Below are 15,270 nucleotides of genomic sequence, written 5' to 3'. Positions count from 1 at the left end.
AAGCGATTACAGATAAAGGCTGTGAACCACCGCAGGATAGGCATATGGAGACCTAACTCAATCATAAGAAAATGGAGGCATGTTATGTTGGGACGGATGATGAAAAAAGGATTTGTGTTCTTTATCATTTTTTGCTTGGTAATTGGCGGGGGCCAGTTTGTCCGAACAGCTCACGCCGATGATATGAATACCTATGAAGCCGAGGCCGAGGGGAATATTTTGCTTGGTAACGCGAAAATCTCCGATAGCCCGACGGCTTCAGGCGGCAAAAAGGTCGGAGGCATGTACCAAGGCAGTTCCTTGCAATTTAACAATGTTACTGTAAGTGAGGCAGGAAATTATAAGATTTCCGTTTACTACATTTCAGGTGATTCGCGGCCGTTCAATATTAGTGTGAATGGCGGGGAAAAGCAATTTGAAGAACCACCCAAGACAGTCGACTGGGATACGGTGGGAACGTATGATGTGACTCTTCCGTTGAACGCGGGTACCAACACAATCCTGATTGATGACAACAACTGGTATTCTCCCGACATCGACAAGATTGTGATCCGCGGTTTGGACAGTGACATGCCGGGAGAAGGTGGCGGAGACGACTGGAAGAAAAATCTGCATGGTGCAATCATTGAGGCAGAAGCAGCCGACAATATTTTGAAAGGCAATGCCAAGGTGGTGGACAGCAGTATCAGTTCAGGCGGAAAAAAAGTAACGGATATGAACAAAAACAGTTCACTGCAATTTACGAATGTAAACGTACCGGCAGATGGTACATATTTGATCCGGATATCTTATATTTCTGGTGACCAGCGACCTGTCTATATGCAGGTGAACAATGGCACGGATGAGATGATTGATCTGCCCAAAACGGCAAGCTGGAATACGGTAGGCACGTATGATGCGGAAGCTTCCCTCCATAAGGGAGTTAATACCATCACGTTCTCGGATCATGATTGGTACTCCCCCGATTTTGACCGAATTGAAGTGATCCCGTATACGCTTAGCTATGAAGCCGAAGATTCGGGCAATACACTGACTGGTGAAGCACGCGTAACAGAGAGCCCGAATGCTTCCGGCGGCAAAAAGGTCGGCTATCTGAATGGCGGGAGCTCCTTGACGTTCAATAAAATTATAGCCCCCATGACAGGTGATTACCGCGTTAAGGTAGATTATTTTTCCGGTGATCCGCGGAGTTTCTATGTCCATGCGAATGATGGGGAAGAGCAGTTCCACGACCTGCCCAAAACCCCGGACTGGGATACGGTAGGTACGTATGATCTTACACTCCCATTAACTGAAGGCGAGAATACGATTACCTTTTCAGACAACAATGGCTATTCTCCCGATCTGGACCGGATTATCGTAGAGCCTGCGATAGAGACAGAACCCGAAAATCCAGGTGAAGGAGATGACGATCTGGGAACACCGGGTGACTCTCAACGATACGGGGATATCACGGTGACTGATTACACGTATGGCCTTCTGGTATCGAACGGACAATACGAAGTGTCTTATAATACCCAGACTGGATTCGTCGGCTATAGCTGGGCAGAAGGGCAGAAGATGCGGGGTATTTTCAGCAGCATTAAACTTGGTGAGAGTCTTGTGGAAACCAAAGGTTATGAGAGTCATGCGAGCGGTGGAACACCTGTGGAGATTCAGGATGGATTCGGCAAAGGCATTGAGTTGAACTTTGTTCATACGTCAACTGGCAAACCAACCCTGAAGCAGGTCTATCGGTTTTATGAAGATAAATCGTATTTCCTCAACCGTCTGGATGCCTTCAGTGATACAGAGATCCAAAGTAATTACATGTCACCAATTACTGTGAAAAATACGAGTGGTGTGGATATCGGCGTCAGCTCGGATAATCGCGTGCTTACAGTACCTTTTGACAATGACGCCTGGATTCGCTATAAATCTCAAACGATGAACCGGGCGGATACCAGTTACGAAATGACAACGGTATTCAATAACTTAACACGTAACGGTCTCGTGATCGGTTCAGTAACCCATGATACCTGGAAGACCGGTATTGACTGGAAAGGCTCAGCTAATCGTCTGAATGAATTTGCTGTGTATGGTGGTGCAGCGAGTGACGTTACTCGTGATACCCAGCCACATGGCAGCCTGACTGGTACTGAACTGTCCTCACCACTGATTATGGTAGGTGGTTTCAGTGACTACCGTACAGGACTTGAAGAATACGGTAAAGCCAATGCAATTATTACACCTCCGCTGGCGTTGAATCCGGAGCTGCCACAAGGTGTTCCAGTAGGTTGGAATAGCTGGGGAGCTTATGATAGCGGGCTTTCGTATCAGAACGTAGTGGATGTGTCCAATTATTTCAAGAACAATCTTAAGAAGTTCAACAATAACGGCAATGTATTCATTAATATGGATTCCTACTGGGATAATCTAAGTGATGCAGAGCTTGCCCAAGCCGTATCTGTAATTAAGGACAATGGTCAGCATGCAGGCATCTATTGGGGACCATTTGTGTATTGGGGCAACGATATGAGCCAAAAAGTAGATGGTACCAACGGGCAATATACGTATGGTGATATTGTGCTTAAGGATGCTGAAGGGAAACCTCTGCCTACACTGGATGGAGCATATGCACTGGATGTGACACATCCGGGGAGTCAAATGCGTATGGATTATTTTCTAGATAAGTTTAAATCACTTGGATTCACATTCATTAAACTGGATTTCCTGACCCATGGCTCACTGGAAGGCCAACACTATGACACTACCGTGACGACAGGAATCCAGGCATATAATGAAGGGATGCGTTATGTTGAAGAGCGATTGGATGGAAAAATGTTTATTAGTGCGTCCATTGCACCGATTTTTCCAAGTCAGTATGCGCATAGCAGACGGATCTCTTGTGACACCTATGGCAAAATCAATGAGACGGAGTATATGCTCAATTCATTGACATATGGTTTCTGGCAAAATGGAACGATCTATTCTTATACAGACCCAGATCATTTGGCATTAAGCAGTGCTTCAAGCCTGGAGGAAGCCCGCAGCCGGGTGAATTCCGGTGTGATTGCCGGCACGGTGATGATGGATTCTGATGATGTGAACGATCCCAAGGCACAGGAATACATGACAGCATTGTACAATAATACGGATGTTCTTCAGGTAGCGCTGAAAGGAAAAGCATTCAAGCCGCTTGAAGGGAATACGAATGCAAATGCTACAGATACGTTTGTTCTGAAAGACGGCAATGATTATTACCTCGCTGTATTTAATTACAGCGGCAATAGTTCAGCGAACAAAACAATTAACTTGGGTCGTGCCGGATTGAATGAATCCAAATCCTACACGTTACAAGATTTGTGGACAGGTGAATCTTCGTCAGCCACCGGTTCATGGTCCATCTCGCTTGGACCGGCTGAATCGAAGTTGGTTAAATTGACCGAAAAACCAGTCAATCCGGAAAATCCAGGTAACCCAGGTAACCCTGGCGACAATGGCAATACCAATAATACTAGCGGGAACTCCGGCAACAGCACGGCTCAGGAGAACGATACAGCAAAACTGGTCATCACGGCCGATATGCTGAAAGTGGACAATGGGGCAGGGAAAGCCGTTGTGGACATCAAGGCTGGTACTCCAGAGCTACAATTGTCATCTGCTGTTTTACGTCAGCTCGGCGACCATGTACTGGAAGTTAAATCAGGTAAGTTAACCCTGCAAGTACCTGCGAGTTTGTTCCAGCAGCTGTTGAGCAAGCTACCCGCGGGGCAACAGGAAGATAGTACGATTTCTTTGAAAATGGTTCCGCTTGGCAGCAAGGGCAAGGAGGTCGTTGCTGCAGTGGAATCATCTTCCCGGGCAACGGTTTCCCTTAAGGGTGAAATCTATGAATTCAGCCTTTCGGTAACAACTAAATCTGGTGCAACCGAAACACTCTCTGCGTTTGATCATCCGGTTACGCTGAGTCTGGCAGCGGCTGAAGGCTTCGATCCTTCACAGGGAGGAATATATTATATTAACGAAAATGGGAAATTGGAATTTCTCAAATCGGATTACGTGAATGGCGTTTTAACGACTAAAGTGAGCCACTTCAGCAAGTATGCCGTTCTGGAACTGAATCGGACGTTTGCCGATGTTCCGGCCAATCATTGGGCCAGCTCTGTAATCAAGGAGTTAGCAGCAAAGGGGTATGTTGAAGGCACAAACGAAGATCAATTTGAGCCAGGACGTGCAGTCACTCGCGCTGAATTCACCGCCATGCTCGTTCATTCTCTGGGACTGACCGTAGCGGGAAAAGTACAATTTACAGATGTAGCGACAGATGCCTGGTACGCGGAACCCATCTCGATTGCGAACCAAGCAGGTATTGTCAACGGCCGAAGCGCAGCCAGTTTCCAGCCAGACGCACAGATTACCCGGGAAGAAATTACGGTGATGCTGATGAAGGCATATAAACTGAATGATGGGAAAGTGCCTGTTGGTTCTTCAGATATCTTATTTACCGATATGGCTCAGGTTTCTTCATGGGCAACTGCTTCGGTAAAGGATGCAGCCCAACTAGGACTGGTTCAAGGCCAAAGACAGGGGCAGTTTGTGCCTAAAGGGATTGCTTCCCGTGCAGAGGCGGCTCAGGTCATCTATAACCTGATTTTGAAGTAAGTTTATAAGGCTGCGAATTGCATCGCAGCCTTATTTTCATAACTTAGAATGACAGATGATTTCCCCTATGGATTGTAAGAATGCGATATGGCTAATTTAACTCCTGCTTCCTACAATAATATGTATGTTCACAACACACAGCACGAGGGTAACAGGAACTCGAAAGGATGATAAACTTGACGATTCAATATAATGAACAACTACGTATATTTGCAATACAGACGCAAAATTCGTCCTACATTTTCGGAATTAATGAGAGGGAACACCTCCAGCATCTGTATTGGGGTAACCCCGTGGACATCGAGGACAGCGCTCCGTTGCTCCATCTACAATCCCACAGCTCTTTTGACGCGGAAGTGGAAGGAGAGGTGGAGGAGTACAGCTTCTGGGGAGGTGCATCTTATACAGAGCCATCTCTGAAGCTGCGTATGTCTGATGGTGTCCGCGATCTTCATGTAAAGTATGACCGTCACGAGATCATTGAACAAGATGGCAGACAGACGTTGATTATTACGTTGAAGGATCAGGTATATGCACTTGAAACGCAGCTGATATATCGGGTCATCCCGGAATTCGACCTGGTGGAGCGTTATGCCAATATCGTAAATAAGGGACAAGAGGATATCGTGCTGGAAAGCATGCAATCCGCAGCCTGGACTTTGCCATATCTCCAGGATTACCGCCTAACTCATGTTACGGGGAAATGGTCGGGTGAATTCCAACTGCGCAATACCATTTTGACAGAGGGAAAGAAGGTACTTGAATCGCGGAGAGGTTTCACGGATGGTCATGCCAACCCATGGTTTGCGATTGATGATGGTCTTTCGACAGAAAGCGGCGGTGGGGTATGGTTTGGTGCTCTGGCCTGGAGCGGCAACTGGAAGATTGTTGCGGAGAAGACCCCATTCACGCATGTACGGGTAACAGGTGGCATCAATGATTTTGACAATGAATGGTTGCTGGGTGCGGGCGAAACGTTTGAGACGCCTGTCTTTGTCGGCGGATTCAGCCCAGAAGGCTTTGGCGGAATGAGCCACCGCTTGCATCAATATCAATACAATTACATACTGCCTCGCAGTGAAATCGGGAAAGTGCTGTACAACTCCTGGGAAGCTACCTACTTCGATGTGAACGCACAGGACCAAATGGCGCTTGCCGAGCGGGCAGCCAAGATGGGTGTGGAACTATTTGTCGTGGATGACGGCTGGTTTGGGCAGCGGCATTCCGACCGTGCGGGGTTAGGCGACTGGAACGTGAATAAAGAGAAGTTCCCGAACGGACTTGTTGAGCTGATTGATCAGGTTCACGGACTTGGGATGGAATTCGGCATATGGGTAGAGCCGGAGTCGGTCAACCCGGATAGTGATCTCTATAGAGAACATCCAGACTGGGTATATCATTTTGAGACTCGGGGACGTACGGAGCTTCGCAATCAGTTGCTGCTGAATATTTCCAAGCCGGAGGTTAAGCAATACATTATCAATTTTATGACCGAACTGCTTGGCAACCATGAGATTAAGTTCATTAAATGGGATATGAACCGGACCATCACGGAGCCTGGCATGAAGGGTCACCCCATTAACCGTCAGAAGGAAGTATGGGTAAGGCATGTCCAGAGTCTCTATGATATATGGGCACAGCTGAGAGCCAAGTTCCCGGATGTGGAATTTGAGACTTGCGCAGGAGGTGGCTCGCGGATTGATCTGGGTATCTTCCGTTATGCCGACCAATCCTGGCCGAGTGACAATACGGATGCGTTCGACCGTCTGAGCATTCAGGAAGGCTTCTCCTATACGTATGCACCACGTATGATGACCTGTTGGGTAACCGAGTCACCTACAGGAATGAACGGTCGAAACGTCTCCCTGAAGTATCGTTTCCACAGTGCAATGATGGGCACGCTTGGTATTGGCTCCAATCTGAACGAGTGGAGTGATGAATGGATCGAACAGTCCGGGGAATTCATCGGACAGTACAAAGCCATTCGCCACCTCGTACAATTCGGCAGACAATTCCGCCTGACTGCGCTTCGCGATAAGGGGGTTACGGCTGTCCAGTACAGCGATGCTACCGCAAGTGAACATGTTCTGTTCGCTTTTCTTCACTCGCAGAAGCTGGGTGAACCGTTGCCTAGACTGCGTTTGGCGGGTCTTCAGGCTGACAAGACCTATCTCATTGAAGAACTGGGATTATCGGTCAGTGGCCGTGCGCTGATGAACATCGGGGTGGAGCTGCCTCTACGTGGCGATTTCGACAGTCTGGTATACCGTATCCGTGAGCAGGTATAAAAGGATGCTGTAGAATGGATTAAAAGGAGTGCTTTGCAAGCCAATAGTGGCTGCATTGCACTCCTTTTTTATTGGATCTCTTTTTGTGGCAGACGAATTTGGACCGTGGTTCCCATGCCTAGTTTGCTGTACACTTTAACACCGTAATATTCACCGAATTTCAGCTTAATTCTCCGATCCACATTTGAAATGCCGTAGCCTCGTCCTTCTTTCTCTTCAAACAAAGACTGAAGCGTCTCACGCCGCATGCCCATTCCATCGTCTATAACAGATAAGATGATACTATTGTTCTCGATGACGCCCTTGATATGGATATTTAGGGGCCGATCCTGATTCCAAAGAGCGTGAATGACTGCATTCTCCACAAAAGGCTGTAACGCAAGCTTTACGGTCGAGTAGGGAAGGATCGATTGATCTATCGTGTAGATGATATTCAGCTTGCCTTTAAATCGAATAAGCTGAATGGCATTATAGCTCTGCGTCAATTTCAATTCCTCATTGATAGTCAGGATGCTCTTTCCTTTATTCAGGGATATCCGATAAAACTTGGCCAGGTGAAGGACCATATCCTGAATCTGGGGATCCTGATGTTTTACGGCCAGAGAGGAGATCGAGCCGAGTGTGTTATACAGAAAGTGAGGATTGATCTGAGCTTGAAGCAGGTCAAGCTCGGCTTCCTTGCTCTGTAGCTCCTTCTGGTAGACCTCCGTAACCAGACTTTTCAGCCGGGTTGTCATCTGTTCGAATGCAAAGTGAAGCTGTCCTATCTCATCACTGCCCATTTGTTCCTCATGGGTAGGGTTGAAATCCCCTCGTTCAATGCGCCGAATCATCCGTATTAACGTCCTGATGCGTTTGCTGAACAGCGATGCGGTAATATAAATGAGCAACAGCGCCACGCCGATGAAGCCCAGTGAAATTTTGATAATAAGCTGAGAGAGAGATTTAGCATCTTTAATAATACTGTCGTAAGGGAAGATGGATACCGTTTTCCAGCCGTTTTTGAGCGTGTTATAAACCGCTAGAGCCTTCACACCTTGATACGTTGTATCAAATCTACCTGAAGGTGTCTCGTCAAAATTCTGATGAAGCAATTCGGGCAGGCTTGTGTTGATTAACTGCTTGTCCGCTGAAGATAGAATAATGCCCTTATCATTGATAATAAAAATATCTTTGCCACCTGCTTCTTTTTCCATGAGAGAGTAGATGACAGACTCGGAAATTTGAAAGACCAGCATCCCGTAGGGATACTGATTACTATTGTTGTTCAGCAGCCGGGCAAGCGTAAACATGGCGGGACCATTCTCGGTCTGCGGCGATGAGAGATGAATAATGTTCCCATAAGATTGTTTCAATTTGTGGAACAGTTCCGTGTTCTGAACTTCGGGTGTAATCGGCCTGATATAATAATTGTCTTTGGGCAGCGATGGATTGTCTGAATAAATGAATGCGCTATCAAAATCAGGGTAGGCAGCCATCACGGTGTCGATTCGATTGCCAATGTAGTTATAGACGTCCAAATAGGATGGATCATCCTGATACTCGTTCGTAAGGTAATTGGCAAGACGATTATCCAAATAAATGGAGGCGGAAATATGTTCGTAGCTATCCAGTTTATTTTCCAGATTTTTAGTGATCTGAGCTGTTGAGTTCGTCATGTTGATGTAGATCTGCTCAGTAAGTTTTGTTTTGGTAAGTTCATAGGAAAAATAAACCAATAACATCATCGGAATGATGGTGACGAGTACAAACACCATAAATAGTTTGGAACGAAAGGTCAGGTTAACAAAAGGCATGTATATGTATTTTCGATAGAATTGGCGCATTAGGTAGCCCTCTCTTGACTGATTATTCGTTGCACAGTTCATCATAGCAGAGTGATTATGGAAATCCAATCCTCTCTTTGCACAAAAACATCTTTAAAAAGCGGTATCTTTCGGAGAATTCGACTATGGCAAGCGATCTGCGTCAAATTTATGATAAATAGGAGAGAAGTTGATCAAGATATGGCTGGCCATGCTGCTGTATAGAAAAAGGGAGGGTATTTAATGCATAAGGTAAGCGCTATCAAAACAGTCAGGAGCAATAATCTGATAAGCAGACTAAAAGAGCAAAAATGGTTATTCGTGCTTATGCTTCCTGCCTTCATTGCGACATTGCTATTTTCCTATGGTCCGATGTTTGGACTATATATGGCGTTTACGAATTATCAGCCGGGTGGGGGATCATTTTTTTACCAGTTCTTCCATGCCGAATTTGTAGGTTTCCAGTGGTTTGAGTATTTCTTTACTACAGGGGACTTCTATCGGGTTATGCGTAATACGCTTGCGACAAGCTTGCTGACGCTGTTCTTCGGATTTCCTGCTCCGATCATTCTCGCGCTTGTGTTGAATGAAGCGAGACAGGGATTTTTCAAGCGTTTTGTACAGACGGTTTCTTATCTGCCGCATTTTATCTCGTGGGTTATTGCGGCCAACATTGTAATTACGCTGCTGGCTTCGGATGGAATGCTTAACAATATTCTGGTTTTGCTGGGTATTGTCAAAGAACCAGTTGCATTTTTGCAGAACGGGCCTCTATTCTGGTGGATAATCGCATTATCGAATATGTGGAAAGAGATGGGTTTCAGTGCCATTATGTATCTCGCCGCAATCGCTTCCATAAATCCTGAACTCTACGAAGCGGCCAGGGTGGACGGAGCCAGCCGATTTAAGCAAATGTGGCATATTACGCTGCCATCCATGCGCCCTACAATTGTTATATTGGCTATTCTTGCGGTCGGAGGCATTTTGAATGCAGGATTTGAACAGCAATACCTGCTGCAAAATAATACCGTACTTGAATACTCCGAAGTTATCGATATTTATGCCTACAAATACGGACTACAGAACAGCATGTTCTCTTACGGGGCTGCCGTGGGGATGTTCAAATCCGTTGTTGCCTTTATTCTTGTTCTCATCGTGAACCGGATTTCCAGAAAAGTGAACGACCAGGCGTTGTTCTAACTATAAAAGACAGAGGGGAGCGCTTGTGATGATTCTGAACAGATTCGGGGATCGTATTTTCAAAATTATTGTGTATTTCATTCTAATTCTCGTATTACTGGTTACATTTCTTCCGTTTTGGAATATACTCGTTCTTTCATTGAACAGCGCGGAGGATACGGTAAGGGGCGGCGTTTACTTGTGGCCCAGGGACTTGACCTTGGACAGCTATCAGCAGATTTTGAAAGATAGCGAGATTTTAAACGGGCTGTGGGTAACCGTCAAACGAACGCTGATTGGCGCACCGCTATCGGTTCTCGTCATTACGATGCTTGCGTATCCGCTAAGTCGGCGGAATCTGGTTGGTCGCAAAGGCTGGAACCTGTACTTTATCTTTACCATGTATTTCAGTGGTGGGCTCATTCCGTTCTACATGGTGCTTAAGGCACTGAACATGATCGATACATTTTCGGTGTTCATTTTACCAAGTTTGATGAATGTTTTCTATATGATCATTGTCCGTACCTTTATGGAGCAGCTTCCCCATGAGATTGAAGAATCGGCGAGGGTGGATGGCGCTAACGATCTGACCATTTTCTTCCGGATTGTGATGCCGCTGACAACACCTGTACTTGCAACAGTGGGGCTTTTTCAAGCAATTGGGCATTGGAATGCCTGGTTTGATTCCTATGCATTTACCTACAGCTCGGACCTGAAGACCTTACAAGCCGTGCTTGTCAAAATATTGAATCAATTTCAGACTGGCGGCATGATCTCACAAACGCAAATGCTGGCCAACTCGGCCAAACGAAATGCAGTTTCCAGCGATACCATTCGAATGGCTGCTACGATGGTAGCCACCTTACCAATCGTTATGGTGTATCCGTTCCTGCAAAAATACTTTGTTAAAGGCATGACTTTGGGAGCGGTGAAGAGTTAATCTATTCCATAATCCGGTTGCAGGAAAGGCTTGTCCGGTGGCCTCTCCTGAAAGGGGGTGGGCAAAGATCGTTTTGAAAATGCTCAATCAATCACTACAGGAATTTATTCATTGGGAGGAATTAGGGTGTCAATGACAAAGACAAAAAAATGGATGACCATGGGGATTACGGCTACATTAGTCGTTGGTTTGCTTGCGGGCTGCTCCTCCAGTGATGCGGAGAACAACACAGCGGGAAAAGATGGGGAACAAGGGCCGATTACGCTGTCCTGGTTTGATGGTAATACCAAAGGAGAGCCTTTTACCGATGCGGTTGCCCAGGAAATTACCAAAAAGACAGGCATAGAGATTTCCATACAACAGCCAACGGGTAATCCAACGGAAAAACTGAGCCTGATGCTTGCCAGTGGTGACTATCCGGATGTGGTGGTCATGAGCCGGGGAGATGCTTCCCTCGATAAATATATTTCAAGCGGCGCATTCATTCCACTGGATGAGTTAATTGAAAAGTATGGTTCGGATCTGAAAGAAATGTATGGCGAAACATTGACCAAAACACGTTATACAGACGGCAAAAACTACTATCTGGCAAACTGGTATGGACTCGACAGTGATCCGGTCTTCGGTATGCTGATGAGACAGAGTCTGTTGGAAGAGTTCCTTCCAGACAAAGCAGATGGTTCACAGCCCCTCACCACGGACGAGTTTGAAGCACTCCTGAAAAATTTCAAAGAAAAATACAATACGATTGATGGCAAAGAGTCTATTCCCATGACGATGAACGGTGAAAACATGGGCGCGAATCTGGGAACATTCAAAGGCATGTGGGGCTTAAAAACGTATTATGACAACAACGGACGTCTGCAATATGATGTTAAGGACCCTAAATATCGTGAAATGCTGTTATATATGAATCGGTTATATAGAGAAGGTCTGATTGAGAAGGAATTTGCCATTAGCAAAACGCAGACATGGATTCAAAAGCTGACGACCGGCGCGGTATTCGCTACCCCAGGAGCATATTGGGACCCAGGTAACGGCAATGCGGCCCTGAAGAAGGATGGCGGGGAAAAGAATCAGTTGTTCGCATACAAGGTTGTTGCTCCAGGTGTAGATCCGGCCCAAACCACATTTGGCCCAAGAAGCTCGCTTGGATGGGATGCAATCGCCATTACCAAAAATAACAAGCACCCGGAAGAAACGATCAAACTGTTTAATTATCTGGCGAGTGATGAAGGACAGCATTTGCTGCTGTGGGGCAAGGAAGGCGAACAATACACCATGGTGGATGGCAAGCGCCAACCAGACCCTGCATTCCTGCAGAGTTTCAAGGATAACTGGGATGATACAGTGAAGAAAAGTGGCGTTCGTAAATGGTTATGGTTTGTCAAAAATGGTCTGGATCCAAATGGACAGCCGTATGACATGGCCGTTAAATTCCAACGCAGTGAAGTGGATGAACTGGCCCTCAAGAGTCTTGGTGATTCCGTATGGGATACAGCACAGTATGATAACCTGAATCCGGATGGGGGGACACCTCAAGCACTGACGGCCCAGAAGGTGAAGGATATTATGGATCAGAGCATTACGAGAGCCATTATTGCTCCAAGTGAAGCTGAAGCCAACTCCGTATTTGACAAAATGCTGGAGGATATGAAGAAGGCTGGCGATGAGAAAGTGGAGGATATCATTAACGAGAAATATGCTCAGCGTATGGAACTGTGGTCTTCCAAGTAATTGAAAAGCAATTTATAAATAAGAAGCGTCCCGGGATAGTCCGGGACGCTTCTTATTTATGGACACATTCCACAAGATGAGCTAAACCGTTGCTTTAACAATGGAGATGAAATCCCCTGCTACTGTGGTGATCTTGCCAACCTGACCAGACAGTATATATTGCTCACCAGAAGAAACTGTGCATAATGCCCCTTCTGCCCAAGGGATATAGAAGGTTAGACAAGCACCAGCTTCGCTCTCAATCTCGATCCAATCCGTCTCCCCATCCACAAAAGCTGCACTGACAAGGAAGCCTCCCACAGCACGGAGAGTATGGAACTCCGCCTTCTGTTCGCTCGGCCAGTTGGGGAAGAAGCGCAGGTTTCCATTATAACTTTGAAGAAGGCATTCATTGATCACGGCAGGCAGGGAGAAATTTTCGAACCAGATACCCATCCGGGACATGAAATCGAAGTTCTCCGTGTCAGCATAGCGACCACCGCTCATGAGGACCCGATCTGTGCAAGTGCCGTTTGGTAGCAGACAATACTGGATTTGACGCTTGAAGCGTTCCAAATCCAACACGCCAAGCCGGGCTCCGGCAAGATGATAGAATACCAGTTCATTCCCGCCTTCGTTGCGGTGATTAAGGTAGGAGTTCACCGCGGTCTGGTATTCCTCCTCTGGCGAATGAAGTCCGTGCTCTTCACCTGGAAATACGGTCGTAATAGGAATGGGGACGTTATACACCACATCAGGATCCTCACCCTCCACCGACACAAAGACTGAACCGTTGCGGGATTCGGCTTTCGGATAAGAAGGAAAATGGCTCAAAATCTCTTTTACTTTCTCTAGCAGATCGTGCTCGGATTCCATCCTATCAAGGACATCGCAAGCCTGGGTGTACGCATTGAACAGAAATCGCGTTAGTGTAAGGTCAATCAGGCAGTCTTTGTTTTTGGCAAAGCCAGGTGAAATCTCATATAGCTCCGGCACCACCGTCGGAAAAATGTGATAATTACGATCTCCCCAGCGTTCACCCTGTGATTCGGGGCGATTCAAGTAATCGACCATAAACAGCACGGCTTCTTTCATGGGTTGAAATGCACGATCACGCAGGAACGTCTCGTCCATGGAATATAGATAGTGCCACCATAGACTTTGTACGGTCCAAGGCGTCTCACAGATTTCCCATCCCCAGTGCGGGACAGGGTAGGGCATCATGGACATTTCAACAGGATAGGCCGAGTGGGGGAAATAAGCTCCGCTCAGTCCGTAATAATCACGTGCCCACGCTCGGCTGACGGGAAGTACATGATCAACCATATCCACGTAGGGAAGATGTTTGTCGAGATGATTGCTGGAGAATGCGAGCCAGAATGGCTGCTGTGTGTTGTAATTCATGTGGTAATCCCCATGCCAGTCTGCACCGATGGTACGATAGCTCCAGTTGGCAAATAGACCTGGACAGGTAACGCCCTCTTTCACGGCACAATTAAAAAAGTACAGATTGTGGTACCAGATACGCTCCAGAAATTCATCTTCCAGTGCGACGGAGGAGCGGCTCCAATAATCACGCCACATGGCATTGGATTCTTCCTTAGCTTGACTAAAAAAAGATAGTTCTGGCGGGTGGGCCTCATTATTCAGTTCGCTATAAAGGCCCTCCCAGAGCTCTGCGCAAGCCAAAAAGCCATGTACAGGTTCTCCCAGAGGGAAGCCGTTGACTGCGGGCTTCTGATGATGCAAAGCATATTCTTTCATTGCAGATAATCCAGACGAGCGAACAGCGAGCCGGAAAGCTCTATCTTTTTCATGTGTGATATAGGGCACAGCGGGATGCTCCACGTACGGCAAAATTTGCGTAAATGACTGTTTACCCGTAATTTCGCTGGTAACGACTGCGGCTTGAGGAAATTCAGGCGGTGTTTCAGGGTCAGGAATCAGCTTGATCTCCTCGAATAAGGGGATCAGATCACCCGTCGCGGTATCACTTACCTTCATCCAGACCCGGTCGTGCTCTCCTTCTACAAAGAGTTCGAATACAGCAGGTTCACCATCGATCAGGAAATCAATTGTGCAAAGGCCATTGGCAATATCCATGGTATGGCCGATGACTTCGGCCTTTCGCCGATCATACCGGAGCAGCAGTGACCCGCAGGGCATGGGCTTGGGATAAGCTTTGCTGTAATTTTGGCCAGCCATCTCACAATATTGTTTGTACCACGGATGATCCGTTAATTGCGGCAAATCTGCTGGCAGTGCAGCGAATCTGTCATATACCTCTTGGAAAGTCATGAGCTCTTCACGGTGTTCTTCGGCGAGACGAATATCCCATACATTGTTGTGTCCAAAATGGAGCATCACAGCGTCAGGGCGGGTTGTTACGACAATACCCAGTCCTCCATTGCCCAGTAGTGCGCCTTCAAAAAAATTCGGTGCAGGACCAATGAAGGAAATGGGATGTTGTTTTGCACGTTCATAGCCTCTGTTCTTGTTGATCTCGTATCTTCTCTTCGGCTGCTTATCATTCTTCTGCACAAGTCGTCCTCCTCATGAAGTCATGCGATGTACAGTTATTACTGTATCTGAACAGCAGATTGCTGTATTTAGCAAGACGTCCATGATTTGCACGATCGTCAGATCAATTGGCGCACGATGATATGTACCTCTAGTGTCCAATTGTACCTTTCGGTGA

The 15,270-nt window shown here is 46.7% G+C and carries 7 protein-coding genes; 5 read left to right on the top strand and 2 right to left on the bottom strand.

Annotated elements, in window-relative coordinates; translation table 11 throughout:
* Window positions 1-84 precede the first annotated feature (84 nt).
* Window positions 85-4,644, top strand: coding sequence for an S-layer homology domain-containing protein (locus tag MHB84_RS02300; RefSeq protein WP_076289388.1), 4,560 nt, complete (start codon window positions 85-87; stop codon window positions 4,642-4,644).
* 167 nt (window positions 4,645-4,811) lie between these two features.
* Window positions 4,812-6,932, top strand: a complete 2,121-nt coding sequence (locus tag MHB84_RS02295) for an alpha-galactosidase (protein WP_083678908.1) — start codon at window positions 4,812-4,814, stop codon at window positions 6,930-6,932.
* Window positions 6,933-7,000: 68 nt separating this feature from the next.
* On the opposite strand, the gene MHB84_RS02290 is transcribed toward MHB84_RS02295, so the two are convergent.
* Window positions 7,001-8,758, bottom strand: coding sequence for a cache domain-containing sensor histidine kinase (locus tag MHB84_RS02290; protein WP_175381596.1), 1,758 nt, complete (start codon window positions 8,756-8,758; stop codon window positions 7,001-7,003).
* A 222-nt stretch (window positions 8,759-8,980) separates the two neighbouring features.
* On the opposite strand from MHB84_RS02290, the gene MHB84_RS02285 reads away from it, so the two are divergent.
* The 3 genes from MHB84_RS02285 (at window position 8,981) to MHB84_RS02275 (ending at window position 12,593) form a co-directional block, all read left to right on the top strand.
* Window positions 8,981-9,937 (top strand): ABC transporter permease, encoded by a 957-nt coding sequence (locus MHB84_RS02285; protein WP_076289390.1) that lies wholly within the window; start codon window positions 8,981-8,983, stop codon window positions 9,935-9,937.
* 28 nt (window positions 9,938-9,965) lie between these two features.
* Window positions 9,966-10,856, top strand: a complete 891-nt coding sequence (locus tag MHB84_RS02280; RefSeq protein ID WP_076289391.1) for a carbohydrate ABC transporter permease — start codon at window positions 9,966-9,968, stop codon at window positions 10,854-10,856.
* A gap of 132 nt (window positions 10,857-10,988) precedes the next feature.
* Window positions 10,989-12,593: an extracellular solute-binding protein gene (locus tag MHB84_RS02275; protein WP_076289392.1), complete on the top strand. Its 1,605-nt coding sequence runs from the start codon at window positions 10,989-10,991 to the stop codon at window positions 12,591-12,593.
* An 81-nt stretch (window positions 12,594-12,674) separates the two neighbouring features.
* On the opposite strand, the gene MHB84_RS02270 is transcribed toward MHB84_RS02275, so the two are convergent.
* Window positions 12,675-15,113, bottom strand: a complete 2,439-nt coding sequence (locus tag MHB84_RS02270; RefSeq protein WP_076289393.1) for a glycosyl hydrolase family 95 catalytic domain-containing protein — start codon at window positions 15,111-15,113, stop codon at window positions 12,675-12,677.
* Between the last annotated feature and the right edge of the window lie 157 nt (window positions 15,114-15,270).

Origin of the sequence: Paenibacillus sp. FSL F4-0087 (assembly GCF_038020215.1) — a bacterium.
Classification (GTDB): domain Bacteria; phylum Bacillota; class Bacilli; order Paenibacillales; family Paenibacillaceae; genus Paenibacillus; species Paenibacillus taichungensis.
This window is presented reverse-complemented; position numbering and strand designations above follow the sequence as displayed.

Bases quoted from the DNA above. Each gene is read 5' to 3' on its own strand.
- MHB84_RS02300 (WP_076289388.1), top strand. From the start codon at position 85: ATGTTGGGACGGATGATGAAAAAAGGATTTGTGTTCTTTATCATTTTT.
- MHB84_RS02295 (WP_083678908.1), top strand. From the start codon at position 4,812: ATGATAAACTTGACGATTCAATATAATGAACAACTACGTATATTTGCA.
- MHB84_RS02290 (WP_175381596.1), bottom strand. From the start codon at position 8,758: ATGCGCCAATTCTATCGAAAATACATATACATGCCTTTTGTTAACCTG.
- MHB84_RS02285 (WP_076289390.1), top strand. From the start codon at position 8,981: ATGCATAAGGTAAGCGCTATCAAAACAGTCAGGAGCAATAATCTGATA.
- MHB84_RS02280 (WP_076289391.1), top strand. From the start codon at position 9,966: ATGATTCTGAACAGATTCGGGGATCGTATTTTCAAAATTATTGTGTAT.
- MHB84_RS02275 (WP_076289392.1), top strand. From the start codon at position 10,989: ATGACAAAGACAAAAAAATGGATGACCATGGGGATTACGGCTACATTA.